A 26,847-nucleotide genomic window follows, 5' to 3' on the forward strand; every position below is an offset into this window, starting at 1 on the left:
AATTTTCAAGATTAAATAACTGTATCAAAGCCATCTGATTTAGGTGGAGAAGCTGCTTTTTTCATAAGCACTTCCCATAAGTGTACGGATTTCTTCCATTCTACCGTAGCCTGCCCCTGTTGATACATAGCGTTCTCATAACTGGCAGTAAGTTGTTGCATATCGGCCGAGTTGTAAAGTGTATCGATATGGAGAGCGTATTCTCGGAATGTTTGACTTTCACCCCGTGGTATGCCAATTCTCGCAAATTGTTTTAAAAGTGCACCGTAAGCTTTTTGATAAACAGCATCATCTTTTCGGTATTTATAGAAATGAATAATAAGAAATGTCATCCATTTCATTCTAGTGGTGAAGAGAATGTATCCTATAATACTAATTAGTGCCGTAGAGAGGAATACATACCACCAAGAAAAACTAGTTTTAGAATTTGTGACCTTTTTAGTAGAAGCTTCTTCTGTATTTTCAATTAAACTTTTAAGTTTTGCTTCATTATTTCGTTGTTGTATTTGCTCGATATTAGAATTATTTGCTTCGCTATTTTGTGAAATAGGAGCAGGCGTATTATTTATAAAATTATAGGGATTAGTAAATCCTTTTGTCGGTTCGAATGGAATCCATCCGTATTCTGGGAAATATACTTCGACCCAAGAGTGTGCGTTATCGTTCGTGATTGTATAAACATCCTCACCTTCTGCAGAGGCAAGTGTATTGTCAAGAGTTCCTTCTGTATAGCCTTTCACCCAGCGAGCTGGAATCCCGGCAGAACGAAGTAGTACAATCATAGACGTCGAAAAATTATTACAGTAGCCGCTTTTTGTATCGAAAAGGAATTGATCTACATAATCTTGGCTTTTGGCAGGGAATGAGACATTCGTTGATTCGTATGTAAAAGAGTTGTCTGTGAAGTAATTTTCAATAGCTAATACTTTATCATATCGGTTGTCTTTATCATTTGTAAGATTGATAGCCAAGTCTTTTACGCGCTGTGGTAATGACTCGGGAAGTTGTGTGTACTTTGTCATAAAATAAGGATTTGTTTCTTGACCTTCATTTGTTTTTACAGCTTTCAAGTTTTTTATGGAAAACTCAGGGATCTCATATGTTACTTTATACGAATGTAAAGTAGTAGAAGAGTCGCCATTCATTGTATAAATTTTTTCTGAAAACGGGTCAACACTGTATGATACATCAGAAGAAGCTTCAACTGTTACTAATCCTGCTGGATAGGTAAGGTGAGGGTAACTTTTTTGCATGGTAATTGTTGCCTCTGTAGTTTTCGTTTTTGTATTTTGTTCGTACCAGCTTACGACGTCGTTTTTATTTTTAAAAGAAACCTTTTTCGGATTTTCAGAAACATCCCAGCCTTTTCCGGTATAAAAATCTTTCGTTTCGACTCTCCAATATTGTTTGTTTTGCGTTCGTGCTGTGAAAACAATTGTAGGATCCGCCTTAAAAGGACCACCTAATCGTGAGTCATCTAAACCATACCCAATTGTAGAAACTTTTTTTTCTTTACTTGCTTCAGATGTGTTGAATTTTAAAAAATCCATTGGGTTTGGCCATTGAGGGCCAAATTTTGGAGCAAAGTATGCGATGGTTGCTAATAATACAATAAATATTGTAAGTGGTCTAAGTAATTTTGAGATTTCCCTAGCATAATTTTGTAAGTGTTCACGTTCTTTTATTCGTTCTACTTGAAGAAGACTAAGCATAAAAAAGCCGATGACAACAGTACGAATAATAGCGTAGTTTGCATTGTATAAATGTAAGTTATGAAAAGTTGCGATATAAATAATAGTCAATACAAGAAATAGAAACCCACGTTTTTTATGAATAATCCAAAATGAAGTAAAAGAACTCAAAAACCAAAATGAGAGAAAAAATAAAACCGTCGGAAAAACTGGAGAAATATCTAGTAAATTCCCTTGGAAAAACAGGGAGGAATTTCGAAACATATCAGAAAAGAATGCTGTTAGCCAAGATGGATTTATAAAAGCACTTTTATAATATAGGGAATGAATGATAAATAGGACTGTGACAATTTTTATTGGAATCTGCCACCTCGTTTGAAAAAAAGAGAGAGCGAAGCAAATTCCTATAAATGTTACGAAAATATCTAATCTACCTACATTTGTAATACCTATAAGAGGTCTTAGCCATTCTAGTAAAAGCAGAAATACACATGCATGCATAAAGAATCTGTTCGTATCCCACTTGTATTTTGTTTGTAATGTTATCATTTGCTCACCTCAAAAAACACGTTTGTATACCGGTTTTCATAAACCGTGTTTACAAATATTTGTCGTTTTTTTAGAGTTTCTATTATACTGATTTCTCGGTGTGAAAGTTGATTCGCTTTTTCTTTCACGACAAAAACCATACATTTTCTATTTCTTATAGCAGCACAATCAGCCGCCTTTTGAATATCGGGAGAAAGATTACTGGTCACGAGTATAACCGTGACGGGCTCATAAATTTTTCTTAGTTCCATGTCTACACTCTGGGAGAGCGGGAATACACTGTCTGCTTGCACTTTTGCTAAATGACAAAGGATTTGTTGTAACTGCGTATCTCCATTGTCTAAAGGGAAAATAGTTTGTTCTTTTCCGATAGACACGAATGATGCTGGTGAATTTTGTTTCAAGACAGTCCTTACGATAGAGGCAGTAAATGTGACGACTGATTCGAATAGAGGAGACTCGGTTCTGTCTATGAATATCATGACATTATGGCTGCGCTGTTGTTCAAACTCTTTTGTCATAATAGTGTTTGTTCGTGCAGTTGCTTTCCAATCAATCCATGAAAAGCGATCACCAGGTTTATAGTCTCTGACACCGACAGAGATTGTAGAGTCTTTTGCTGAATTTATATTTGCTGAAAGCGCTCCTTGTTCGAAATGATTTTCCAATTGTCGATATGCTATATCTACATACTGGGGATAGACTAAAAATGTATCTGGAACTGAAAAAGTTACTTCTTTCTCTATCATGCCGAATAAATCGCCAGTTTTTACACGAACGCTTGAAAAAGTGTGCTCGCCTCTAGAGATTGTGTCAATAACATATTGAAACGAAATATTTCGTTTCAATCCTGGGAAGAGTACTACCTTATTCATCTTTGTTTGTTTACAACTTATAAATTGTGGTGGCAGTTCATCTTCTATAACTAAATAAAGTAAGGGAAAAGGAAATTTTCTTTTTATTGTAATCGTGCTTATAAATTGTTCTCCTACTACATATCCATTTTGGTTTGTTATTCGTCTTACTTCAGCGTCCCATAAAGCGTAAAAGGGGAGTAGTAGTGAATAAAGAGCAATGGGAATTGTGCTGTAAAACAAAAACCAACTTACAAACCCTCCTTGAAACATAGCGTACACAAATGTTAAGACTAGACATAAAGGGAGTAGCAATAACTTCGTAACGTGATATAGCGCTCGCAGTATTCGTTTCATCAAGGGTTCATCGTCCTTTGAGTCGGCACAGTAGTTCGTGCAACGATTTTTGCGATAACTTGTTCTCCAGTTATTCCTTCAAATTTTGCTTCCATTTTTAAAATGAGTCTATGTGCTAAAACGTAAGGAGCTAAAAATTTAACATCGTCTGGAATAACATAATTTCTGCCATGGATAAATGCATAAGCTTGTGAAGCTTTCATTAAAGCAATTGAGCCACGTGGACTTGCACCTAGCTGTATAGAACTGTACGTACGAGTCTGATTAACAAGTTTTACAATGTAATGCTTAATTGCTTTGTCCATACTTACTACCCGTACGCTTTGTTGTAAATAAATTAATTCTTCTATTGTAGTAATGGTCTGTAATTGAGAGAGTGGATTTGTTTTTTCCATCCGGTTTAAAATTTCAAATTCTTCTTCTGGTGTAGGATATCCCATTTTTAGTTTCAATAAGAAACGATCGAGCTGAGCTTCTGGTAGAGAATATGTTCCTTCATGTTCGACCGGATTTTGTGTAGCCATGACAAAGAACGGCTTTGGTAAAGGCCTTGTAATGCCATCGATTGTAATATTGCCTTCTTCCATACATTCAAGTAAAGCAGATTGTGTCTTTGGAGATGTACGATTAATTTCATCAGCAAGTACAAAATTCCCCATAATTGGTCCAGGCTTGAACTCAAATTGGAGCTCTTTCGGATTATAAATAGAAACTCCCGTTACATCTGACGGCAATAAATCAGGTGTAAATTGAATTCGCTTATAATCAGCATCAATGGATTTAGAAAGAGCACGTACTAGCATTGTTTTCCCGACACCAGGAACATCTTCTAATAGCACATGACCGTCAGCTAAGAGAGCTGTCAAAGCTAAGATCGTTTCTTTTCGTTTTCCGACCATTATTTTTTCAATATTATTGATTATTTTTTCTACAGTGGGATGTAATGAATCAAGCTGGGGCATCGTAATCCTCCTAATGTTATTATCGTTTTCTAATCTATTTAGTGGACATATTTCTAATTCTATTTGTAGATAGTAAAACTTTTACCTTAAATTCTGAGAATATTCAGATTATTTATTTCGATTACATCTAGTATAATTGTTTCCGTAACTAAGGGCAATACAGTAAATAATGATTTGTAGTTTTATGTAAAATCAGACTCGATATAAAATAATAACATTTGGAAAAAATTTTTTACATACAATTTATACTCTTTTCCTTATGGCAGTTTTGAAATAATATCAAAACTCTTTTTCTTTTGCAAAATAGTCGATACCTCAAAATACCATTCTCCTAATAATTAAGATTAACCATAATCTTCACAACGGAACACAAGATTTTCTCACAAACTTATTTTCTACTGAATTTTTGACAATCTCTTGAACTGTGCGAAATGTCACATCTGTATTTTACAACCTCTCTTATAGTAAGGGTATGTAAGAGAGACGTATTAAAGGAGTGAACAGTATGAAGAAAAAAACTTCAGCACTAATGAGACGTTTAAAATATTTTTCACCAATAGATCGTTATAACGATAATCATACACAAGAAACATATGAAGATCGCGAATGGGAAAATGTGTACAGAAAGCGTTGGCAGCATGATAAAGTAATTCGTTCTACACACGGCGTGAACTGTACTGGTTCATGTAGCTGGAATATATATGTGAAAGATGGAATTGTGACGTGGGAAGGGCAGGAGCTTAACTATCCAACGACAGGTCCTGATATGCCAGATTTTGAACCGCGAGGATGCCCACGTGGAGCAAGTTTTTCTTGGTACATTTATAGTCCACTTCGTGTGAAATATCCGTATGTACGTGGTGTTCTTTGGAGTATGTGGCAAGAGGAACTACAAAATAACGAGTCACCACTAGATGCTTGGAAAAGTATTGTGGAAAACCCTGAAAAAGCACGTAAGTATAAGCAGGCGCGTGGTAAAGGTGGATTTATTCGTGCGAATTGGGATGAAGTATTACAACTCGTTTCAGCTTCTCTACTTTATACAGTAATTAAATACGGGCCAGATCGAAATGTTGGCTTTTCACCAATTCCAGCTATGTCGATGTTAAGTCATGCTGCTGGTAGTCGTTTTATGCAACTTATGGGTGGGCCGATGCTTAGTTTCTATGATTGGTACGCAGATTTACCACCAGCTTCTCCGCAAATTTGGGGCGATCAAACAGATGTACCAGAAAGTAGTGACTGGTATAACTCTGGTTACATTATGACATGGGGTTCAAATGTACCGATGACGAGAACACCCGATGCTCACTTTTTAGCAGAGGTTCGATATAAAGGAACGAAAGTCGTTTCTGTCAGTCCTGACTTCGCTGAATCTACAAAGTTTGCGGATGATTGGATTAGTGTGAAACAAGGTACAGATGGTGCACTTGCGATGGCAATGGGGCATGTGATCTTACAAGAATTTTACGTAGATAATCAAGTGGAATATTTCACAAAGTATGCGAAGCAATATACTGATTTTCCTTTCTTTGTCACATTGAAACAAAAAGGAGATCAATTCGTTGCTGATCGTTTCTTAAACGCTGCTGATATTGGACGCGAAACGAAGTTAGGAGAATGGAAACCTGTTCTTTGGAACGAGAACACGAATGATTTTGCAACACCTCAAGGCACAATGGGCTCACGTTGGGATAACGAAAAGAAATGGAACTTGCGTTTAGAAGATGAAGAAACAGGTGAAAAGATTGATCCACGTCTTTCTTTACTTGGAATGGAAGAAACGATTGGAACGGTACAAATTCCGTACTTCTCTGATGATGGAAACAAAGTATTAGAACGTACAATTCCAGTGAAAAAGGTTATGACAGAAGAAGGCGAAGTGTTCGTTACAACTGTATACGACTTAACGTTAGCAAATTACGGGGTGAATCGAGGGTTTGGCGGACAAGAGCCGAAAGACTTCAATGATGATGTACCGTTTACACCTGCATGGCAAGAGAAAATGACAGGAGTGAAACGAGAACTAATTATTCAAATCGCTCGTGAGTTCGCACAAAATGCCGCTGATACAAATGGTCGCTCGATGATTATTGTTGGAGCTGGTATTAACCATTGGTTTAATTCTGATACGATTTATCGCGCAGTTTTAAATCTTGTTCTTCTAGTTGGGGCACAAGGAGTAAACGGCGGGGGATGGGCGCATTATGTTGGTCAAGAAAAGTTACGACCTGCAGAAGGATGGCAAACAATCGCGATGGCAAAAGATTGGCAAGGGCCACCAAAATTACAAAATGGTACGTCTTTCTTCTATTTCGTAACAGATCAATGGCGCTATGAAGATACACCTGTTGGACATTTAGCATCACCAATTGAAGGTAACTCACGTTATCAACATCACGGTGATTACAATGTATTAGCAGCACGACTCGGCTGGTTACCTTCTTATCCAACATTCGAGAAAAATGGAATTGAATTATATAAAGAAGCTGTTGCTGCTGGTGCAACAACGCAAGAAGAAATCGGAAAATATGTTGCACAAAAATTAAAAGAAAAAGAACTGAAATTTGCGATTGAAGATCCTGATAATAAAAACAACTTCCCGCGCAACTTATTCGTTTGGCGTGCGAATTTAATTTCAAGTTCTGGTAAAGGGCATGAATATTTCTTAAAACATTTATTAGGTACAACAAACGGATTAATGAATGACGATAGTGATTCATTACGACCAGAAGAAATTAAGTGGCATGAAGAAGCACCAGAAGGGAAGCTTGATTTACTCATTAATTTAGATTTCCGTATGGCTGGAACAGCGCTGTATTCTGATATCGTCTTACCTGCTTCAACTTGGTACGAAAAACATGATTTAAGTAGTACAGATATGCATCCATTTGTGCATCCATTTAATCCAGCAATCGGTTCACCGTGGGAAGCACGCTCTGACTGGGATATTTTCACTTCACTTTCTAAAGCTGTGTCAGATTTAGCGAAGAAAATAGATCTTGAACCAATGAAAGAAGTTGTTGCAACACCACTTCTTCATGATACACCGCAAGAATTAGCGCAACCACTTGGCAAGATTAAAGATTGGAGTAAAGGTGAATGTGAAACAATCCCGGGTAAAACGATGCCACAAATTCATGTTGTTGAAAGGGATTATAAAACGATTTATGACAAAATGACAGCACTTGGACCAAATGCCGGAAAACAACCGATTGGTACGAAAGGGATCTCTTGGTCAGCAGAAAAAGAGTATGAGCAATTAAAGAGCAAATTAGGAGTTGTTCGAACGGATACTATTGCGAAAGGTTGCCCAGACATAAAAGAAGCAATCAATGCTGCTGAAGCGGTATTAACGCTTTCTTCTACAACAAACGGTCATATGGCAGTAAAAGCATGGGAAGCACTTGAAAAACAAACAGATCTAAAATTACGTGATTTAGCAGAAGAACGTGAAGAAGAATGCTTTACATTCGAACAAATTACAGCACAACCGAAAACAGTAATTACTTCTCCGGCCTTTACAGGTTCAGAAAAAGGTGGACGACGTTACTCACCGTTTACAACAAATGTGGAACGTCTTATTCCTTGGAGAACGATAACTGGTCGACAATCTTTCTACTTAGACCATGACATGATGAAAGAATTTGGTGAAACGATGGCAACATTTAAACCAATTCTGCAACATAAACCGTTCCGTAAGTCACGCCCTGAAGTAGAAGGGAAAGAGATTACACTAAACTATTTAACACCGCATAATAAGTGGTCGATTCATAGTATGTATTTCGATTCATTACCGATGTTAACGCTGTTTAGAGGTGGTCCAACTGTTTGGATGAATAAAGAGGACGCTGCAGAAGCTGGCGTTGCTGATAATGATTGGATCGAGTGCTTTAACCGTAACGGTGTTGTCGTAGCGCGTGCTGTTGTAACGCACCGTATACCGAGGGGAATGGCATTTATGCACCATGCGCAAGATCGCCACATTAACGTGCCTGGTACGAAATTAACCAGCACCCGTGGGGGAACGCATAATAGTCCAACCCGTATTCATGTTAAACCAACACATATGATTGGTGGATATGGCCAATTAAGCTATGGATTTAACTATTATGGTCCGACTGGGAACCAGCGTGATTTAAATGTTGTAATCCGTAAACTGAAGGAGGTAGATTGGCTTGAAGATTAAAGCGCAAGTCGGAATGGTAATGAACCTAGATAAATGCATCGGCTGTCATACTTGTAGCGTTACGTGCAAAAGCACCTGGACAAATCGTCCAGGTGCGGAATATATGTACTTCAATAACGTAGAAACGAAGCCTGGAATTGGTTATCCGAAACAATGGGAAGATCAGGAGAAATATAAAGGCGGATGGGAATTGAAAAATGGTGAAATTCAGCTGAAATCTGGTTCGAAAATGAAACGTCTTATGAACATTTTCCACAATCCAGATCAACCAACAATTGATGATTACTTTGAACCTTGGAATTATGATTATGAAACATTAACAAATAGCCCGCAGCGTAAGCATCAACCAGTTGCTCGTCCGAAATCAGCAATTACAGGCGAATTTATCGACAAAATTGAATGGGGTCCGAACTGGGAAGATGATTTAGCTGGTGGACATATAACAGGATTACAAGATCCGAACGTAAAGAAAATGGAAGAAGAAATTAAAACAGATTTTGAAAACGTCTTTATGATGTATTTACCACGCATATGTGAACATTGTATGAATCCGTCTTGCGTATCATCTTGTCCATCTGGTGCGATGTATAAACGTGAAGAAGACGGCATTGTTCTTGTAGATCAAAATGCATGTCGTGCTTGGAGGTTCTGCGTATCATCTTGTCCATATAAAAAAGTGTATTTTAACTGGCAAACGAATAAAGCTGAAAAATGTACAATGTGTTTCCCACGTATTGAGGCTGGTATGCCAACAATTTGTTCAGAAACATGTGTGGGACGTATCAGGTATATTGGGGTAATGCTATATGACGCTGACAAAGTAAAAGAAGCAGCTTCTGTTGAAGACGAAAAAGATTTATATGAATCTCAGCTTACTGTTTTCCTAGATCCAAATGATCCAGAAGTAGCAGCTGAAGCGAAAAAACAAGGCATTCCTGAAGAATGGATTAAAGCAGCACAAGAGTCACCAATCTATAAAATGATTATCGATTGGAAAATTGCTCTGCCTCTTCATCCAGAGTACCGTACAATGCCGATGGTTTGGTATATTCCGCCGCTTAGCCCAATTATGAATATGGTGGAAGGGAAAGGCAGTAACTGGCAAGCAGAAGAGATTTTCCCTGCTATCGATAATATGCGTATTCCAATTCAATATTTAGCGAATTTACTCACTGCAGGAGATGAATCACACATTCGTCTTACATTGAAGAAAATGGCTGTTATGCGAACGCATATGAGAGCGCTGCAAATTAATAAAGAGCCAAATGAAGCTGTATTAAAAGAACTTAGTTTAACAAAACAGGATGTAGAAGATATGTATCGTCTTCTTGCTATTGCGAAATATAAAGATCGCTTCGTCATTCCGGGCACTCACCGTGAACAAGTGGCAGATTTATATAGCGAACAAGGAAGCTGTGGTTTAGCATTCGCAGGTGGTCCAGGCTCTTGTATGACAATTTCTTAAATAAAGGGGGCAGAAAATGATGAAACAAAGTTTACAAACTGCTTTTTCTTGTTCTTCTTTTCTTCTCTCCTATCCTGAACTAGGGTGGAGAGAAGCTGTAACTGAATTGCAAGAAGAGATTGAAACGATAGAAAAGGAAGAAGTTAAAACATCACTTACAGCCTTTATAAAGCAAGCGCTAGATAAAACGAATGATCAACTTATTGATGGTTACGTATATACATTTGATTTTGGTAAAAAGACGAATATGTATTTAACGTATATGAACACTGGTGAACAAAGAGAAAGAGGGATTGAATTACTAGAGTTAAAGCAGCATTATAAAAAATCGGGTTTTGAAGTAACAGATAAAGAACTACCTGATTATTTACCGCTATTACTCGAGTTTTTTGCAAATGCAAATGAGCAAGACAGTGAACCAATTATGAGTAAATACAAGGAGAATATACAAGCATTACACGTTCAGTTAAAAGAAGCAGGTAGTATGTATGAACCAATTCTTGCGGCTGTTCTACTCGCTATCGAAGCATGGGATGTACAGACAAATTAGAAAGGAGAGTTGTTAAAATGATGAATCAATTTCTATGGGTATTGTTTCCCTATATCATTTTTGCAATCTTTATCGGTGGACATATTTTTAGATACAACTATGATCAATTTGGATGGACATCAAAATCTAGTGAACTATTAGAAAAGAAAATGCTCCGAATCGGAAGTCTATTATTCCACTTTGGGATTATGTTCGTAATTGGCGGTCATGTTATGGGGATATTAATTCCAGAAGCTGTATACCGTTCGATAGGTATTTCTGAGCATACGTATCACATAATGGCAATTAGTTTCGGGCTTCCGGCAGGTGTTGCTTCTATCATCGGTTTAATTATATTAACGTACCGCCGCGTAACTGTAAAACGTATCATTGCAACGAGCACAAAGGGAGATTATATTGCGCTTATTTTATTACTTATCGTAATGTTAGCAGGACTTTCTTCAACATTTTTAAATATCGATTCAAAAGGATTTGATTATCGTACAACAATTGGCCCTTGGTTCCGAAGTCTCTTTATTTTCCAACCGAAAGTTGAATATATGACGGAAGTACCAGTATGGTTTAAAATTCATATTCTTGCAGGGATGGGTTTATTCGCAGTGTGGCCATTTACAAGACTAGTACATGTATTTAGTGCCCCAATTAAATATGTAAGCCGTAGTTATGTAATTTACAGAAGACGTATTCCTAATGAGTTGAAAAAATAATACTGCTGTAAACGGATAGGAGTTAGCAGCTAAAACGAAACGAGGTCTCATATGGCAGGCCTCGTTTTTGTTTACATAGGAAATAATCGTTAATAAGTAGTTTAAATTGAAAAAAGATTAGCATCTAAATAAGATGCTAATCAATGCTACAAACAGAAGCAGAGCAATCTTCACAAGCAATTTCACATTTTAAAAATTGTAAATCGTGGATTGTAATCTTTCCTTTATGAATCGAAATTGTACCTTGCTTTTTTAATTCATTTAACATTCGATTTACACTTTCACGTGAAGTTGCACAGAAATTAGCAAGTTCTTGATTTGTTAATGGTAAATCGATGAGAATCCCATTTTCTTTTAATACACCGTAACTATTTGTCATTCGTATAAGAGTAGAGTACACGGCACCTTTTTTGCCGTGTAATACTAAATCTCGGAACTTCGTTTGCATTCTTCTTAAATGTTCACTAATCCATTTCATAAATTCAAATACAAGTGCTGGTTTTTGGAGTAATGCTTTTTCTAACGCTTCACGCTTTATAACTCCTACCTCAACATCTTCAAGGCATTTTGAATTTAATAAGTATTTCGCATTGTCCGTGAATAATGTTAGTTCTCCAATAATGTCATATTCCGAACAAATTCGAAGTGTCAATTCTTGTCCGTCAGCACTTAATTTACTAATTTGTACTTTTCCTGAGTGGATGATATAGAGCTCTGTTGCCTCCATACCTTCTTGAAAAATAAAACTACCTTTTTTAATTTGCATTTTATATTCAACAGATGCAAGTAATTCTTTTAAATCTTGAGATAATGTCATACTGTTTGCCACAGTGATCACCTTTCTTCTTATAAGCAATACATTTCCTATTTTGAGTGTAAGTATGATGAAAATGCAAGAGCTATTTTAAAAATAAATTGAAATTTCAATGACCGTAAGGGGAAGAAATCTTCAGTTTTTAGTTTGAAAAATTCAATAGACAAAGTGGATGAGATTAAAGATGTGAACAAAATTCGAACGGATTTGTGAAGAATTTTTGAATGGGGAAAGTAATGTGAGAAAAGTCACATTGAATATGTAGCTTCTTTTTTATAATGAAGGCAAATAAAAAAATTGAAAGCTTACTAAGGATTGCAGCAGAAAAGAAGGGATATAGATGCATGAGAACATGAAAGATTCTTTAGAACGGCCACTTCAAGATTTACGTATTTCAGTTATTGATCGTTGTAATTTTAGGTGTACATACTGTATGCCTGCTGAAGTGTTCGGACCTGATTACGCTTTTTTAAAGGAAGAGCTTTTATTAACGTTCGATGAAATAGAAAGATTAGCGAGATTATTTATAAGTATGGGAGTCAATAAAATTAGGCTTACTGGCGGTGAACCTTTATTGCGTAAAGACTTACCGACGTTAATTGCAAGACTTGCAAAGCTAGAAGGCTTAAAAGATATTGGACTCACAACAAACGGTATTCATTTAGCAAAACAAGCAAAGGCGTTAAAAGAAGCGGGATTAAAACGTGTAAATATTAGTTTAGATGCGATAGAGGATTATGTCTTCAAAAAAATTAATGGACGAAATGTAAGCACAAAACCTGTATTAAAAGGAATTGAAGAAGCGAAGAACGCAGGGTTAGAAGTAAAGGTAAATATGGTCGTAAAAAAAGGAATGAATGATAGTCAAATTCTTCATATGGCTCGTTACTTTAAAGAAAAAGAAATTCAGCTCCGTTTTATAGAGTTTATGGATGTGGGCAGTACAAACGGCTGGAACTTTGAACAAGTTATTACGAAGGAACAATTAATAGAGAAGATTAATCGTGTATATCCGATTGAGCCTGTTAAACCTCGTTACTTTGGAGAGGTTGCGAAAATGTATCGATATGTAGGGAGCGATGCAGAAGTTGGATTTATTACTTCTGTTTCTGAGTCATTTTGTTCTTCTTGTACGAGAGCCCGTATTTCGGCAGACGGTAAGTTTTTTACATGTTTATTTGGAACAAAAGGAACGGATTTGCGAACGCTTCTTCGAGAAAATATTTCTGACGCCTCATTATTAAAAATTTTACAACATACATGGCGATATAGAACAGATCGATATTCAGATGAAAGAACAGTTGAAAGTACAAGTAAACGTCCAAAAGTTGAAATGTCTTACATTGGTGGATAGTGAAAGGCGGAGTTCTTATGCAAGAGCGTTATGCAAGACAAGTATTGTTTTCTAGAATTGGTGAAATGGGACAAAGAAAAATAAGAGAAAAGCATGTGCTCCTAATCGGTGCGGGTGCACTAGGAGCTGCAAATGCAGAAGCTCTTGTTAGAATGGGAATTGGGAAATTGACAATTGCTGACCGTGACTACGTCGAATGGAGTAATTTACAACGGCAACAGTTATATACAGAAGAAGATGCACAGCAGTGCAAACCGAAAGCAATTGCAGCGGCAGAGCATTTAAGAAAGATTAATTCTGAAGTGGAAATTGTACCAGTAGTATCGGATGTCACACTGCAAGAAATAAAAGAGTTAACAAAAGAAGTGGATCTCATATTAGATGCGACTGACAATTTTGATACGCGCCTACTTATAAATGACATTTCACAAAAAGAAAATATACCTTGGATATACGGTGGATGTATTGGAAGTTACGGTGTAACGTATACAATTCTTCCAGGGAAAACACCATGTTTTCGCTGCTTAATGGATCATCCTATGGGCAGTGCAACATGCGATACAGCAGGAATCATTCAACCAGCTGTACAAATGGTCGTTGCTCATCAAGTAACAGAGGCGATGAAAATATTGGTGGATGATTTCGAGGCGCTAAGAGGAACAATGTTATCATTTGATATTTGGAACAATCAATATCTCTCATTAAAAGTAAATAGACAGAAGAAAAATACATGTCCATCTTGTGGAAATACACGCACGTACCCAAGTTTAACATTTGAAGCACAGATGAAAATGGAAGTGCTATGCGGACGGAATACGGTTCAAATCCGTTCAGGGGTAAAACGTGTTCTTCATTTAGAGGAAGTTCAAAAACGATTACAAAAAAGTGTACTTGTCCAAAAAACGCCTTACTTACTATCATTTCTAATTGATGAATATCGTTTCGTTTTATTTACAGACGGTAGGGCATTTATTCATGGAACAAATGATGTGAAAATAGCAAAACGTTTATACGCAAAATATATAGGATGAACAGAAAGAGAGTTGTCCCTTATTAAAACGAGGTGAAAAAGAATGTTAGAAAAACGTATACCAATTCCAGTGGCAGAAGCAGTTGCACGTGTAATGGAATATGCTTACCAAGGTGAAATAGAAAAGGTTTCTCTTATAGAAAGCTACGGTAGAACACTTGGAGAAGATGTTATTGCAGATCATGATGTCCCGCATTTCAATCGTTCTCCATACGACGGATTTGCGATTCGAGCAGAAGACACAAAAGAAGCAAGTAGCAGTAATCCCATTCTGTTTGAAGTGATTGGTGAAATTGGAGCAGGTTTTGTTTTTACAGAAGATGTGAAAGCATTTCAAGCTGTCCGTATTATGACAGGTGCGGCAATTCCTGCGGGGTGTAATGCAGTAGTTATGTTAGAGCTAACGGAAGGATTTGAAGAAAACGAAAAGACTTATATGAAATTGAAACGCTCCTTTGTTGCTGGGGATAACATTTCTTTTAAAGGAGAAGATGTAAAACAAAATAGCATTCTGGTGAAAAAAGGGACTGTTATTAATCCTGGAGTTGCAGCACTTCTTGCTACGTTTGGTTATAGTACGGTATATGTTGTAAAACAGCCAGTCATTGGAATTGTAACGACAGGAAGTGAACTGCTCGAAGTACATGAACAATTAAAGCCAGGGAAGATTCGAAATAGTGACTCTTATATGGTAGCTGCTCAAATTGAACGAGCAGGTGGAATTGTACAGTATTATGGGCAATTCGCTGACAATTTTGAGACGTGTTATAACACTGTAAAAAAAGCGATAAAAGAAGTTGATATATTAATTACAACTGGTGGCGTTTCAGTAGGAGACTATGATTATTTACCGGCTATTTATGAGAGATTACAAGCTAATGTACTTTTTAACAAAATAGCGATGCGACCAGGAAGTGTGACAACTGTAGCTGAGTTAGAGGGAAAACTATTATTTGGTCTATCTGGTAATCCTTCTGCTTGTTATGTCGGATGTGAATTGTATGTTCGACCTGTCATTGGAACATACTTGCATAGGAAAGATCCGCACATATATCGTGCAGAGGCAATTTTACAGAAAGACATTTCGAAAGCAAATCCGTTTACTCGTTTTGTAAGAGGGAGAGTAGAAATTGTAGATGGGCAATTGCAAGTTACACCAGTCGGTTTAGATAAATCTAGCGCAATTTCTTCAATTGCAGAAGCGAATGCATTTATCGTTCTGCCGGGAGGAACGAGAGGATTTGAAACAGGAATAACCGTTTCGGTACTGTTATTAGAATCGAACGTCGGAAGTGAGTGGCCGTGGGAAGAGCCGCTTCGATCATACAAGTAATAGAAAAAGAGATTGCTAACTTATATAAGGATCAGAGGTGCAAGATGACACATACGTATTATGAAGTAATTGATACACCTATTTCAATTGAAGAAGTTACAAACAAAGTAATTCGTCGTGAGTGTGGTGCGGTTACTACTTTTATTGGTACTGTTAGAGAATTTACGAAAGGTCGACGTACACTTTGTTTAGAGTATGTAGCTTATAAGACAATGGCGGAGAACCAGCTTGAGAGAATTGGCACTGAAGTAGGAGAGAAGTGGCCAGGGACATATGTCGCTATTACACATCGCATTGGTACATTACAAATTTCTGATCTTGCTGTTGTTGTCGCTGTTTCTACACCACACCGGAAAGCTGCATATGAGGCGAACGAATATATTATGGAGCGTATTAAACAAATTGTTCCAATTTGGAAGAAAGAGTTTTGGGAAGATGGTGAGTCATGGATAGGTGATCAGTTAGAGAAGGTAACATATGCAAATGGTGAGCCTGGAAAGGAGAGGAGTATATGATTGAAGTACTATTATTTGCACATTTACAAGAAGAAGTAAGTAAGCCGGCATTACACATAGATTGTGAAAATATTACAGTTGCGAAGCTGAAGGAAGTTCTGATTAAGGAATATAATGTAGCAATTTCAAACGAGATTATGGTCGCGATAAATGAAGAGTATGCAAATGAGGATGACATCATTCAAGTTGGCGATGTCGTAGCAATGATTCCGCCAGTAAGTGGTGGTTGATTCTTTTCAGCCTAATCATGTTAGGACGTGATTAGGCTGGAGAGAATGAATATAACTATGCATACATAGGAGGGAACAGGATGAAAAGTCCTAATTTTCAATTAAGTTTACAAACTTCTAATCTAGTTATCGGTTTTATGGTATGGGTCATTTTATCATCATTAATGCCTTATATTAAAGCGGATATTCCATTAACTGCGGGACAAATTTCTATAGTAACAGCAGTACCGGTTATTTTAGGTTCTGTTCTTCGCATTCCAATTGGTTATTGGACAAATCGTTTCGGAGCAAGAAAATTATTCTTTATTAGTTTTATTTTATTATTATTTCCTGTCTTTTATATTAGTGTTGCCAATTCTATGATGGATTTAATTATTGGTGGATTATTTGTCGGAATCGGTGGTGCTGTATTCTCTGTAGGGGTAACTTCTTTACCAAAATACTTTCCGAAAGAGAGTCACGGTTTTGTAAATGGTATTTACGGTGTAGGTAATGCCGGAACAGCCATTACTTCATTTTTAGCGCCTGTTATCGCAACTTCAGTTGGCTGGAGAGCGACAGTACAATGTTATTTGGTTTTACTTGCAGCATTTGCACTTATGAATTTTTTATTAGGCGATCGTAAAGAGAAAAAGGTGAATACACCATTAATGGAACAAATAAAAGGTGTATATAAAAATGAAAAACTTTGGTTTTTATGTATCTTTTACTTTTTAACATTCGGATCATTTGTCGCATTTACCGTATACTTACCAAACTTTTTAGTATCTCACTTCGGATTAGAGAAAGTAGATGCAGGTATGCGGACAGCTGGATTCATCGTACTCGCAACAATTATGCGCCCAATTGGTGGTTGGCTCGGTGATAAGTTTAATCCATTTAAAATATTAATCTTTGTATTTATCGGTTTAACACTTTCAGGTATTATTTTATCATTTATGCCTAGCATGAACGTGTATACATTTGGTTGCCTACTAGTCGCATTTTGTGCAGGTATAGGTAATGGTACAATCTTTAAACTCGTTCCAATGTATTTCTCAGAACAAGCTGGTATTGTAAATGGTCTCGTATCAGCTTTAGGTGGACTAGGAGGATTCTTCCCACCGCTAATTTTAACGTTACTATTCCAATTAACAGGTCATTATGCAATTGGATTTATGGCGTTATCAGAAGTCGCACTTGCTTGTTTAATCATTACAGTATGGATGTATAGCCAAGAGAAATTGTTAGTGATGTTAAAGAATCATTAATAAGGAAAAAGAACTGTCCCAAAGTATTTTGGGATGGTTCTTTTTGTAATAGGCTTCAACATGTTTTTATTGCTATCTCAACAAACGCTCGTTTTCTAAAAGAGTGTGTTTTTAAAATGAAAAACAGAAGGTTTATGGAATTTTATTTTAAAATATAGAAGTCAAAAGTTATTCAATTAAAGGGTAGATTAGTGAAGGAAATCTTAAATCTATTCTAAAGATCGAACTCATTTTTAGAATGCAAATATTTAATTGAATCGGGATGTTTAGATGAAAAAAATATAAGTCCACTCAAGATAAACAAGTATCAAGTATGTTAGGTGTTTTAAGCGACAAGTATGGAATTGATGTAAGTATTCTTCGCATAGTAACTGCAGTATCAGATTTTTCTAGGGCCAGATTTTTTGGTAAGGCTAATGGATATTGTGAAAAAGAATACTTAAAATAAAAAATACCGTTTAGGTTGATAAGATAAAATTATGAATTTGTATAAACAATCCATAATTTTCTTTATGAGTTATATTTGATATGTTAAAGAAAAGAGAGGGGAGGGAAATGAAATAAGAATTTTTGATGAGCATTTTCATATTATTGATTTCAGTTTTCTGATTATTAAGAACTGAGGGTGTTTTCCGATGAATAAAATGTGGTCCATATTTAGTAAAGAGTTTAATCCAACTATAATATATTTGGAATGAGGTTTTACATGTTTGTTTTTATTATATTAGACGTGATATTACCAATATTAATATTGATGCTAATTGGTGCAATCTTACAAAGAAAGTTTCAATTTAACTTAAAGCAGCTATCTACACTTATTACTTATTGCTTGATGCCAGCGGCTGTATTTGTGAATATATATGATATTCGTATAGAAACAGGTTTGTTGCTCCAGATAATATACTATTTAATGCTTTATAGTCTGAGTCTGATCATAGTAAGTCATTTCATTTCAAAAATATTAAAGTTAGAAAAAGGAGAAAGTGCAGCTCTAAAAAATAGCATTTCGTTAATGAATTCCGGTAATTATGGGTTACCAGTAAGTCAATTGATTTTCAGTCACAATCCAGTGGGGGTTTCCATTCAAATTTTTATTGTTATTTTCCAGAATCTTTTAACTTATTCATATGGGATATATAACTTACTATCAGCAACAAAAACAATCGGAGGTATTATTCAATCATTTCTAAGACTGCCTGTATTTCATGCACTCGTATTAGGGGTTTTCTTTCAATCTTTTACAATTCAAATACCTAATTCTATCTTTATTCCTCTTAATCAGCTTGCGAATGGTTTTGTTGCAATAGCACTCATATTGCTAGGGGCACAATTATCCAACATTAAGCTTAATTTTTTCCATCGAGTCATAACATGGGCTTTAATTGGAAGGTTACTGATGGGACCATTATTAGCACTTGCTATGATATATCTACTAAACATGGATGGTATTGTTGCACAATCATTATTTATTGCAAGTTCTTTTCCTACTTCAAGAAATACATCAACCATTGCTATGGAGTATCAAATAGAACCTGAATTACATGCACAAATCGTTTTATTTTCAACACTTTTCAGCATTATTACAGTAACTGTCATTATTTATTTGTCATATATTTTGTTTTGAATGTACGTGCAAAAAACGAATAGATTTGAGGTGGTAAATGATGGACGGAAATCCCATCGATATGAGAAGAAAACAGTCTTAAATATATTGAGTGTCGTTTACAATTGTACTATGTCTGATAATCAAGTGGCTTAATTCAAAAAAAGGAAACTCATTAGGGGTTATTTCGTATGTAAATCTTTAAAGCATCTACATATAGATTTGCGAAAAAAGACACAATCTCGCTTATAATTGACGTTACATGAGCTTAGGTTGATAGTGATGGGGGAGCGTCAAGTAAGAATTTTATCTTTATTGATTCCATGTAGTTTTTCCGTATTATTGTAAATAAGGGGGATGATTCCAAGTTGAATAAACAGAATATTAGCACAACGGTTTCGAGAGATATAATTGTTACCCATCTAGTTGGTAATATAAAAACAGATGATGTGTATGAATGGTTTAATGGTTTCGAGCAGGTTTGTCAGCAATTCATTTCCGAAGGGCGGAAATACAAATTGTTGGTGGATAGAAAAGGATACACGCCAAATCATTTTTCTGTTCAAAAAGTATGGAAAGAGAAGTTTTTCAATGAAACCATTTTGAATCACAGTAAGGCAATTGCATTTCTCCTTGAAGAGGGGGAGATAATGGATTATTTACAACAATCTAATACGAAAGAATCTGTGAGATTTTTTGATGAGTATGAATATGCGCTAATTTGGTTGAATGAATATCCAATATAAAACCTGTATTGAAGCAGTTGCTCTCAAGCAACTGTTTTTTATGTCCGTAATTGTTGCCGTTATTTTTCTTCACAGATTCTTGTCCAATTGCTTGTCTGAGCCTAAAAAACGAAACTAAAGCAAAAAGAACAAAGGCCTCTAAAAACGTTTGTTCAAAGTTAATTACTATTTTAGCTGAGTGATAGATTACAATTTGCGAGTATGAGAAAGTTTTTTTATAAGTTTAGGAAGTATAGATGTTAATTCTTGCTTCATGCGCTTCGTAAACGATGGGTCCTTACCTGAAGTTGAAATAGTGACAACATATTCATCATTTCGAATGACACCAGGTGTGTGAAAAGATGATGCTGTACTACCACTTACAACGTTAACCCACTGGAAATCATGAGCGGCCTGTTTGACCATCATATTTACAGCATGTTGATTTGTAGCTGCATAAATAAGATGAGCATCTTTAATATCATCATTACTAAAAGTTTTTTGCTTCCAAGTAATATAAGAAAGTTCCTTCATTTCCTCGCAAATTTCTGGGCTGACAACAGTGACGAAAGCACCTGTATTTTTTAATCCAGACGCTTTTCGATATGCAATTTTACCTCCACCAATGATAACGACCACTTTATTTTGTAGATTAAACATAAGAGGGTACATGTTATACATATATGCATTCCTCCATTCGTTCTAATAATGTTAACTTCATGTATGTATCAAACTGAAGACAGTTACAAGTCGTAACGTGATCATATTTTTTTGTATGCAATTTAATTTTTTGAAGTAATAATCCGGTAAAGAGAAGGTACGGCATGACATATACATGGGACGCAGTCGATGTTATAGCCTTGAGCTCAGCAGCAAAAGAGGGAGTTCCTTTCGTTAAAAAGGAACAGGATACTGGCATACCAAGTTTTCGTTCGACAGCTGCTCTGATTTGTTGTAATTCATGTATCGGTTGTGGATCACTACTGCCTCGTCCTACGAGTAAAATACTACTATTTTGCATTGACATAGCTTCACGTATTCTTTTCACTACAAGTTCCACCATATGTGGATGTGTACTAAAAGGAGGTACAACTGAAAATGTTATTTGTGGATATTTCTTTTGTAGTTGCTCTATTTCAAAAGGAATATCACGTTTATAGTGAGCTGCTGCAAATAATAAAACAGGTACAATCATTATTTCAGTTACTCCCTCTATTATCGTTTCTGTAACTGCATCCGAAATAGTAGGTGTCGTTAGTTCTAGAAAAGCTATTTTTTGAATTCTTTCGTTTCGCTCTTTCATAACAGATTGAATAAATTGAATGAATTGTTCATTACCTTCTTGTAGCCGGCTCCCATGTCCAACATATACAATTCCTTTCATTGTCTCACCATGTCTTTCTTCATAAGAGTTTCTTGTAATTGATGATCTACGTTATGAAACCCAACTTTATTTGCATAGTGTAAAGTTGGAACGTCGGTATACGAGAATGGGAGAGTAAGAATATTGATAAAGCCAAGGCGTTTTATTTCTGCTAGAAACGTATCAATAGAAGCACGACCTTCAAATACAATGCTATCCCATGAGAATTCAGAAAGAATACGTGAATGAATTTCATCGAAGCGATGATCAATTGTGTACTCATGAGTCATCATATAGGAACCAGCACCAATTTTTTCTTGAATAACAGCAATTCGGTTAATGTTTCGTCCTAAATAAATCGTTGAATTCGAAGAAAATTGCGCAGGTTTACTGAACAATCCATATTGCATGAGCTTTTCTTGAATAGAAAGGTTCATATACTGAAGTTCTGCCTGTAAGGAACGAATATCTTTATGATATTTACTGCATGATTGCATTAAGATGTCTACACTGTCAGCGGAACAAAATACAAGACGATCAACGTTAAAAATCTTATTGATTTGTTCAGAGGTTAATGTGTATTCTTTCTTTTTGAAAGTTGGAATTTGATATATTTCTGCACCGGACTCTTGTAACATTTGCTTTATTGCGCTTTTTTTATTTGTTGCAGATGCAAATAAAACTTTCTTGCTGTGCAATGGCTTGCGTTCTTTCCAAGAGATTTGATTACGTAAGGAAACGACATCACCAACAATTGTCATAGAAGGATTAGAAATATTTTCGTTTTTGACAATAGAAACAATGGTAGACAGTGTCCCTGTGACAACGCGCTGTTTACCAGTTGTACCCCATTCAATGACTGCTACTGGCGTATCTTCTTTTTTTCCTGCTTGTAGTAAGTTTTCACAAATTGTAGGTAAGTTTTTTATACCCATGTAGTAGGCAATCGTGTCGCTATTGTAAGATGAATTATATTTTCCATGATCACTTAAAGGACCTTTTGCATGTCCGGTTAATAAAGTGACACTATTACTGTAGTCACGGTGGGTGAGGGGAATACCTGCATAGATACTAGCGGCGATGCTAGATGTAATACCTGGTACAATTTCATATGGAATATTTGCTGATGCTAAAGTTTCTGCTTCTTCACCAACACGGCCAAAAATAGATGGATCTCCGCCTTTTAAGCGGACTACGATTTTTCCTTCTTTCGCAAATTGAAGGAGGTGTGAGTTAATCATTTCTTGACGCATAGTATGATTCTTTGGCATTTTTCCGCAATAAATAAGTTCACATGTTTCTTTTGTATAATTAAGAAAGGAAGGGTTTAATAAGCGGTCATATAAGACGATATCTGCACGATTTAAGCACTCTATCGCTTTTTTTGTAATAAGCCCTTCATCACCTGGTCCTGCACCAACTAAATATACATATCCGTTCATATTCGCACCTCGTCTATTTTTATTTAAAAGGAAGCCAGGGGAGGCTTCCTTTTGTAAATTACATGTATATATAAATATCTCCGTCAATAACTTCTACTTCATACGTTTGAATACAACCGTCATCAGGTTTTTGAACTTCACCTGTTAGTAGTGAAATTTTCCAATCATGTAGTGGACAAAAGACGAATTCTCCAGATACAATACCTTCCGCTAATGGCCCGTTTTTATGAGGACAACGATTTTCTACAGCTCGAATATCGCCATTTGAAAGGCGGAATAGGGCGAAAGACATACCTTTCATTTGCACCTCTTTACCGATTTGAATAGGAAGGTCTTCTGCACGCATAACTTTTATTTTTTCTTTCGTTTGTATCATATAGGTCACAGCTCCTTATTTCACAGTTTCTACTTCATACATCGCTTTTAATGATGTCGTTTCTAGTGCTTGTCCCCATGCTTCTTTATATGTGCCACGAGTTTTTTGGAAACGTTCATTTAACGTAGTAACCATATTTGCATCGTGCAGTATTTCTTTTATGTGATCGAAGCCTAAACGTTCTGTCCAGTAGGCAGTACGCTCTCCGTAAATACCAGTTTCACGATAATATTGCATGTAAGCTGTAGCGATGCGAAGGACATCATCTTCAGTAGGGACAATCATTACAAAATCAGCTTCACGTACTTCTGTACCACCATTTCCGCCAATATAAAGTTGATATCCATTTTCGACACAAACAACGCCAAAATCTTTCGTCAGTACTTCCGCACAGTTACGCGGACAACCAGTTACACCCATTTTCATTTTATGAGGTGTATCTACCATTTCTAATGATTGTTCAAGCAACATACCAAGTCCTAATGAATCTTTCGTACCGAAACGGCAAAAACGAGAGCCAACACATGATTTTACATTACGAAGAGATTTTGAATACGCATATCCAGAAGTCATATTTAAGTCAGCCCATACGTTAGGTAAATCTTGTTTCTTGACACCGTATAAGCCAATTCGGCTTGCACCGGTAATTTTCACAAGTGGAACATCATACTTCTTCGCAACTTCAGCAATTTTCATTAAATCATCTGCTGTTGTAACGCCTCCGTACATACGTGGAATAACAGAGAATGTACCATCGTGCTGGATGTTACCATTCATTCTTTCATTAACGAAACGGGACGATTTATCATCTTCATATTCTTCTGGAATCGCCATACGTAAATAGTAGTTTAAAGCAGGGCGGCATTTCGAACAGCCGTCTTCATGTGCAAAACCAAGAACATTTCGTACTTCTTTTGGAGATTTTAAGCCTTTCTCGTAAATGGCCGCTACGACTTCATCACGGGATAAAGGTGTACATCCACACATACCGGCAGATTGCGCTGAGGCATCAAAAGCATCTCCAAGTGTATGAGATAAAACTTGTTCCACAAGCGGACGACATTTACCACAAGACCCTGCGGCTTTCGTACAGCCTTTAACTTCTTCAAAAGTCGTTAACTCTTGTTCTAAAATGGCGTGAACGATTGTACCTTTCGTAACACCATTACATCCGCAAATCGTGTCATCAGCACTCATAGTAGCAACGTTAAGTTCACTTTCTTCACCAGCTTTGTGAAGAAGAGAAGCGGCTGTATATTCTTGTATATCTTCTTCTTTCTTTAACATGCTAAAGAGGCGTGTTCCGTCAGCTGTGTCACCATATAAAACGATACCGATGACTTTATTGTCACGAATTAATACTTTTTTATAGGAACGTTTACATTCATCAAAGATTGATATTGCTTTCGTTTGAGCATCTTCATAAATTTGACCAGCAGAGAATAAATCACAACCTGCAACTTTTAATTGCGTACCGACGATACTGCCCGAATATCCATCAGTTTGTAAATTTGTTATATGTTTTGCTAATATCGCACCTTGTTCATAAAGAGGAGCAACAAGTCCATATGCGATACCGTCATGCTCTGCACATTCTCCAACTGCATAAATGGACTCGTCATTTGTTAGCATATAGTCATTGACTACAATACCGCGATTTACAATTAAACCAGCATCTTTTGCTATTTGCGTATTTGGGCGTATTCCGACAGCCATTACGACTAAATCACAATCTACAACTTCACCATCTTCAAATTGAATGCCCTCAACATGGTCTGTACCAAGAATTTTTACAGTTTTCTTTTCCATTAGAAATTGCATGCCTTGCGCTTCCAAATCTTCGCGTAATAGAGAAGCTGCTTTCGTATCTAGTTGCTGCTCCATTAAGTTTGGCATTAAATGAACAACATGTACGTCCATCTCTAAGTCAATAAGACCTCTTGCGGCTTCTAAACCAAGTAACCCACCACCAATAACAACGGCCTTTTTCTTTTCTTTAGCGGTGTCTATCATAAATTGTGTATCTTCAATTGTTCGAAATCCTGTTACACCAGGAAGAGTAGAACCTTCAACAGGTAAAATAAAAGCACTAGAACCTGTTGCGATAATGAGTTTGTCATATGTAAGAGTACGATTTTTTTCTGTGATAATGATTTTTGCTTCTCGGTTAATACTTTGAACTCTTTCGTTTGTATATAAAGTTATTTCGTTTTCTTCATACCAACTGTATTCATTCATAATGATATCTTGCATATTTGTTTTGCCTTGTAAAACGTGAGAGAGCATAATGCGATTGTAGTTTGGATGCGGTTCATCTCCCAAAATAGTAATCTCATATGAATCACTATTATGTTTTAATATTTCTTCCATACAGCGTATTCCAGCCATACCATTTCCGATCATAACTAAACGTTTTTTCATTTTCGTTTCCCCTTTTTCTGTGAAATGTTGAACAAAGGATTATATTTCTATTATAGAAAATCCAAAAAAGGGGAGATGTGATATTTATCACATTTTTATAATGATTCACAAATTGTTAAAATTCGGATTTATTCGAGAGGGATGTGTATATTCTTTACCAAATGAAAAAACAGGACATAAGTATGTATACTCATGTCCTGCACTTGATTTATACTCTCGTAATTGCACGTGGAAATAAAATGTTATTTTCTAAATGAATATGCTCAAATAAATCAGACTCTAGTGCTTCAAGGCGTTGGTAAACAAGTCGATAAGTGCCGCAAGCTCCTTCTGGAGGAGTAAAGTCATTTGTAACTTTACGAAGCTCTTTAATAATGTTGCCTGCGTGGTTATGTTCATTTTCCAACTTATCTACTACTTTACGTAAATTCACATAGTTTTCTTCATTTGGATTTTGTTCAAATTCTAAAATTAATGGAAAATCTTCTGTTTCTTCTTTAATTAAATGTTGTTCTAATTCCATCTTTAATTCGTGAAATAGCTTATGAATTTGAGCTAAGTGAGGCTGACTTGCTCCGTGGACGCGTAATACTTTCGTCACATACGGACTTAACTGTGGTAATTCTTCATTTAAATAGCGATGATGCTTATTTATAACATAATCAATCAATTCACGATAAGAAGCATTTTTCCAATCAATTTCAGATTCATTTAATCGTTTCGTATTATTATAAAGTGTATTTAATTCTGTAAGTACTTCTGTTGCTGATAAATTTCTTTCATGAATTGCATCAATAAGTGGTTTATTGCCACCACAACAAAAGTCTATTCTATATGATTTAAAAAGATCACTAGCTTTCGGAAATTGTGTAACGATCTCACCGACAATAGAAGTTTCAGTAAATGCATGTTTCATATGAACGCCTCCATAAAGTTTGAATGTAATAACTAAATTAAGAATAGCGATAAATTAACATCTATGTAGTGATTGAAATCACTTATTCTGTGTCGTTTTTGAGAATAATAAGAAGAATGTTATTAAAATAAGGGGGAAAGTAATAAGTGGT

22 protein-coding genes are annotated in these 26,847 nt (G+C 36.1%); 12 read left to right on the top strand and 10 right to left on the bottom strand.

The features are described from left to right. Positions 1-11: 11 nt before the first annotated feature. Genes CQ064_RS11705 through CQ064_RS11715 form a run of 3 tightly spaced genes read right to left on the bottom strand, consistent with a single transcriptional unit; the run spans position 12 to position 4,413 of the window. Positions 12-2,240 (bottom strand): transglutaminase TgpA family protein, encoded by a 2,229-nt coding sequence (locus CQ064_RS11705; protein WP_000631799.1) that lies wholly within the window; start codon positions 2,238-2,240, stop codon positions 12-14. Continuing rightward, positions 2,237-3,451 carry a DUF58 domain-containing protein gene (locus tag CQ064_RS11710; protein WP_000821909.1) on the bottom strand — a complete coding sequence of 405 codons (1,215 nt, stop codon included), beginning with the start codon at positions 3,449-3,451 and terminating at the stop codon, positions 2,237-2,239. The genes CQ064_RS11705 and CQ064_RS11710 overlap by 4 nt, the downstream gene beginning before the upstream one ends. Next, entirely contained in the window at positions 3,451-4,413 is a 963-nt protein-coding gene (locus CQ064_RS11715; RefSeq protein WP_001135797.1) for an AAA family ATPase, read from the bottom strand. Before CQ064_RS11715 ends, CQ064_RS11710 begins: the two co-directional genes overlap by 1 nt. 505 nt (positions 4,414-4,918) lie before the next feature. Here CQ064_RS11715 and CQ064_RS11720 point away from each other — a divergent pair. Genes CQ064_RS11720 through narI form a run of 4 tightly spaced genes read left to right on the top strand, consistent with a single transcriptional unit; the run spans position 4,919 to position 11,324 of the window. Further along, positions 4,919-8,602 (top strand): nitrate reductase subunit alpha, encoded by a 3,684-nt coding sequence (locus CQ064_RS11720; RefSeq protein WP_000730788.1) that lies wholly within the window; start codon positions 4,919-4,921, stop codon positions 8,600-8,602. After that, complete coding sequence (gene narH, locus CQ064_RS11725) at positions 8,592-10,067, top strand: nitrate reductase subunit beta (RefSeq protein ID WP_000692712.1); 1,476 nt, start codon at positions 8,592-8,594, stop codon at positions 10,065-10,067. Before CQ064_RS11720 ends, narH begins: the two co-directional genes overlap by 11 nt. A gap of 19 nt (positions 10,068-10,086) precedes the next feature. After that, positions 10,087-10,617, top strand: coding sequence for a nitrate reductase molybdenum cofactor assembly chaperone (narJ, locus tag CQ064_RS11730; RefSeq protein ID WP_015055116.1), 531 nt, complete (start codon positions 10,087-10,089; stop codon positions 10,615-10,617). 17 nt (positions 10,618-10,634) lie between these two features. Beyond that, the gene (gene narI, locus CQ064_RS11735) at positions 10,635-11,324 is read left to right on the top strand and encodes a respiratory nitrate reductase subunit gamma (protein ID WP_000981851.1); all 690 of its coding nucleotides are present in this window, start codon (positions 10,635-10,637) and stop codon (positions 11,322-11,324) included. Between the two features lie 136 nt (positions 11,325-11,460). On the opposite strand, the gene CQ064_RS11740 is transcribed toward narI, so the two are convergent. Next, a complete protein-coding gene (locus CQ064_RS11740; protein WP_000013867.1) occupies positions 11,461-12,153 on the bottom strand; it encodes a Crp/Fnr family transcriptional regulator in 693 nt (230 codons plus the stop codon). 325 nt (positions 12,154-12,478) lie between these two features. On the opposite strand from CQ064_RS11740, the gene moaA reads away from it, so the two are divergent. The 8 genes from moaA (at position 12,479) to CQ064_RS11785 (ending at position 20,199) form a co-directional block, all read left to right on the top strand. Then, positions 12,479-13,492, top strand: a complete 1,014-nt coding sequence (gene moaA, locus CQ064_RS11745; RefSeq protein WP_000545008.1) for a GTP 3',8-cyclase MoaA — start codon at positions 12,479-12,481, stop codon at positions 13,490-13,492. 17 nt (positions 13,493-13,509) lie between these two features. Next, the gene (locus tag CQ064_RS11750; RefSeq protein ID WP_001158064.1) at positions 13,510-14,523 is read left to right on the top strand and encodes a molybdopterin-synthase adenylyltransferase MoeB; all 1,014 of its coding nucleotides are present in this window, start codon (positions 13,510-13,512) and stop codon (positions 14,521-14,523) included. A 42-nt stretch (positions 14,524-14,565) separates the two neighbouring features. Next, complete coding sequence (locus tag CQ064_RS11755) at positions 14,566-15,855, top strand: molybdopterin molybdotransferase MoeA (RefSeq protein ID WP_000890784.1); 1,290 nt, start codon at positions 14,566-14,568, stop codon at positions 15,853-15,855. Positions 15,856-15,899: 44 nt separating this feature from the next. Continuing rightward, positions 15,900-16,370, top strand: a complete 471-nt coding sequence (locus CQ064_RS11760) for a molybdenum cofactor biosynthesis protein MoaE (RefSeq protein WP_000149965.1) — start codon at positions 15,900-15,902, stop codon at positions 16,368-16,370. Next, entirely contained in the window at positions 16,367-16,600 is a 234-nt protein-coding gene (moaD, locus tag CQ064_RS11765; RefSeq protein ID WP_000573676.1) for a molybdopterin converting factor subunit 1, read from the top strand. The genes CQ064_RS11760 and moaD overlap by 4 nt, the downstream gene beginning before the upstream one ends. A gap of 80 nt (positions 16,601-16,680) precedes the next feature. After that, positions 16,681-17,850: a nitrate transporter NarK gene (narK, locus tag CQ064_RS11770; protein WP_000841859.1), complete on the top strand. Its 1,170-nt coding sequence runs from the start codon at positions 16,681-16,683 to the stop codon at positions 17,848-17,850. 706 nt (positions 17,851-18,556) lie between these two features. Next, entirely contained in the window at positions 18,557-19,474 is a 918-nt protein-coding gene (locus CQ064_RS11780) for an AEC family transporter (protein WP_000497495.1), read from the top strand. A gap of 317 nt (positions 19,475-19,791) precedes the next feature. Next, a complete protein-coding gene (locus CQ064_RS11785) occupies positions 19,792-20,199 on the top strand; it encodes an STAS/SEC14 domain-containing protein (RefSeq protein WP_232292439.1) in 408 nt (135 codons plus the stop codon). Positions 20,200-20,385: 186 nt separating this feature from the next. Here the strand turns inward: CQ064_RS11785 and CQ064_RS11790 are convergent, their stop codons facing one another. The 6 genes from CQ064_RS11790 to ric all read right to left on the bottom strand — a co-directional run bounded on the left by CQ064_RS11790 (position 20,386) and on the right by ric (position 26,696). Next, the gene (locus tag CQ064_RS11790; protein WP_000282601.1) at positions 20,386-20,859 is read right to left on the bottom strand and encodes a precorrin-2 dehydrogenase; all 474 of its coding nucleotides are present in this window, start codon (positions 20,857-20,859) and stop codon (positions 20,386-20,388) included. Then, positions 20,852-21,562, bottom strand: coding sequence for a sirohydrochlorin chelatase (locus CQ064_RS11795; RefSeq protein ID WP_000676477.1), 711 nt, complete (start codon positions 21,560-21,562; stop codon positions 20,852-20,854). Before CQ064_RS11795 ends, CQ064_RS11790 begins: the two co-directional genes overlap by 8 nt. Continuing rightward, positions 21,559-22,983: a uroporphyrin-III C-methyltransferase gene (locus tag CQ064_RS11800; RefSeq protein ID WP_001014975.1), complete on the bottom strand. Its 1,425-nt coding sequence runs from the start codon at positions 22,981-22,983 to the stop codon at positions 21,559-21,561. Before CQ064_RS11800 ends, CQ064_RS11795 begins: the two co-directional genes overlap by 4 nt. Before the next feature lie 58 nt (positions 22,984-23,041). Then, the gene (gene nirD / locus CQ064_RS11805; protein WP_000616683.1) at positions 23,042-23,359 is read right to left on the bottom strand and encodes a nitrite reductase small subunit NirD; all 318 of its coding nucleotides are present in this window, start codon (positions 23,357-23,359) and stop codon (positions 23,042-23,044) included. 15 nt (positions 23,360-23,374) lie between these two features. Then, entirely contained in the window at positions 23,375-25,780 is a 2,406-nt protein-coding gene (gene nirB, locus CQ064_RS11810) for an NADPH-nitrite reductase large subunit (protein ID WP_000746957.1), read from the bottom strand. A gap of 208 nt (positions 25,781-25,988) precedes the next feature. Then, positions 25,989-26,696, bottom strand: coding sequence for an iron-sulfur cluster repair di-iron protein (ric, locus tag CQ064_RS11815; protein ID WP_000679632.1), 708 nt, complete (start codon positions 26,694-26,696; stop codon positions 25,989-25,991). Positions 26,697-26,847: the final 151 nt, after the last annotated feature.

The sequence above is a fragment of the Bacillus sp. MYb78 genome, from assembly GCF_002975115.1.
In the GTDB taxonomy this organism is placed as follows: domain Bacteria; phylum Bacillota; class Bacilli; order Bacillales; family Bacillaceae_G; genus Bacillus_A; species Bacillus_A cereus.

Bases quoted from the DNA above. Each gene is read 5' to 3' on its own strand.
- CQ064_RS11705 (WP_000631799.1), bottom strand. From the start codon at position 2,240: ATGATAACATTACAAACAAAATACAAGTGGGATACGAACAGATTCTTT.
- CQ064_RS11710 (WP_000821909.1), bottom strand. From the start codon at position 3,451: ATGAAACGAATACTGCGAGCGCTATATCACGTTACGAAGTTATTGCTA.
- CQ064_RS11715 (WP_001135797.1), bottom strand. From the start codon at position 4,413: ATGCCCCAGCTTGATTCATTACATCCCACTGTAGAAAAAATAATCAAT.
- CQ064_RS11720 (WP_000730788.1), top strand. From the start codon at position 4,919: ATGAAGAAAAAAACTTCAGCACTAATGAGACGTTTAAAATATTTTTCA.
- narJ (WP_015055116.1), top strand. From the start codon at position 10,087: ATGAAACAAAGTTTACAAACTGCTTTTTCTTGTTCTTCTTTTCTTCTC.
- narI (WP_000981851.1), top strand. From the start codon at position 10,635: ATGATGAATCAATTTCTATGGGTATTGTTTCCCTATATCATTTTTGCA.
- moaA (WP_000545008.1), top strand. From the start codon at position 12,479: ATGCATGAGAACATGAAAGATTCTTTAGAACGGCCACTTCAAGATTTA.
- CQ064_RS11750 (WP_001158064.1), top strand. From the start codon at position 13,510: ATGCAAGAGCGTTATGCAAGACAAGTATTGTTTTCTAGAATTGGTGAA.
- CQ064_RS11755 (WP_000890784.1), top strand. From the start codon at position 14,566: ATGTTAGAAAAACGTATACCAATTCCAGTGGCAGAAGCAGTTGCACGT.
- CQ064_RS11760 (WP_000149965.1), top strand. From the start codon at position 15,900: ATGACACATACGTATTATGAAGTAATTGATACACCTATTTCAATTGAA.
- moaD (WP_000573676.1), top strand. From the start codon at position 16,367: ATGATTGAAGTACTATTATTTGCACATTTACAAGAAGAAGTAAGTAAG.
- narK (WP_000841859.1), top strand. From the start codon at position 16,681: ATGAAAAGTCCTAATTTTCAATTAAGTTTACAAACTTCTAATCTAGTT.
- CQ064_RS11780 (WP_000497495.1), top strand. From the start codon at position 18,557: ATGTTTGTTTTTATTATATTAGACGTGATATTACCAATATTAATATTG.
- CQ064_RS11790 (WP_000282601.1), bottom strand. From the start codon at position 20,859: ATGTATAACATGTACCCTCTTATGTTTAATCTACAAAATAAAGTGGTC.
- CQ064_RS11795 (WP_000676477.1), bottom strand. From the start codon at position 21,562: ATGAAAGGAATTGTATATGTTGGACATGGGAGCCGGCTACAAGAAGGT.
- CQ064_RS11800 (WP_001014975.1), bottom strand. From the start codon at position 22,983: ATGAACGGATATGTATATTTAGTTGGTGCAGGACCAGGTGATGAAGGG.
- nirD (WP_000616683.1), bottom strand. From the start codon at position 23,359: ATGATACAAACGAAAGAAAAAATAAAAGTTATGCGTGCAGAAGACCTT.
- nirB (WP_000746957.1), bottom strand. From the start codon at position 25,780: ATGAAAAAACGTTTAGTTATGATCGGAAATGGTATGGCTGGAATACGC.
- ric (WP_000679632.1), bottom strand. From the start codon at position 26,696: ATGAAACATGCATTTACTGAAACTTCTATTGTCGGTGAGATCGTTACA.